Origin of the sequence: Rhodovulum viride, from assembly GCF_003265965.1 — a bacterium.
Classification (GTDB): Bacteria; Pseudomonadota; Alphaproteobacteria; order Rhodobacterales; family Rhodobacteraceae; genus Rhodovulum; species Rhodovulum kholense.
Genome location: NZ_MUAV01000156.1, coordinates 1 through 604 on the forward strand (window position 1 = coordinate 1; position 604 = coordinate 604).

Below are 604 nucleotides of genomic sequence, written 5' to 3' on the forward strand. Positions count from 1 at the left end.
GCCAGGTCCTCGCGCAGCGCCATCGCCTTCAAGAGGTCGTCGCGGGCATGCTGGGCCATGGCGACCGAGGAATGCCGCAGGAGGCTGTTCGACAGCGGCACCAGCGCGCGCAGGAGCTTGAAGGACTTGTCGACCGCATCGAAGCTCATCTCGCTTTCGGCAATGGCCGAGGTCTCGGCGCCGTAACCGGCGGTCGCGCCTGCGGTCTGGCGCGCGGTGCGCAGCTCGCCCGCGGGCATCGGCACGGTGCGCGCGCCCGAGGCGCGGACGGTGACCCGCGGGCGCAGCAGCGCGATCAGTTCCTCGGATTGCGCGGCGGGAATGGTGATGCCGCCCGCGGCCTCGGACGCGCCCGACATGATCGCGGCGATGCCGGAATGGCCATCGGTCTCAAGCCGGGCCACCGCGCGTTCGCGGTCGCCCCGGCTGGCCGCCAGCGCATGCAGCATGAAGCCCACCTCGACGCCCCGATGCGCCGGGTCGCGCGGGGTGGCGGCCCGCGGCGCGGGGGGTTGGGCAGGCGCGGGATCGTCGCCCCCGGTGGCGGCCGCGGCGCGGGCGGCCTCGGTGGCCTCGGCCCGGCCGACCTGGGCATTGAGCCGCT

Annotated in this window: 1 protein-coding gene; it reads right to left on the reverse strand. The window is 75.2% G+C overall.

Going from position 1 to position 604, the window contains the following annotated elements; all coding sequences use genetic code 11:
* On the reverse strand, nucleotides 1–604 hold a 604-nt coding region (locus BYZ73_RS21595; protein ID WP_112317599.1), incomplete at both ends, for a phage major capsid protein.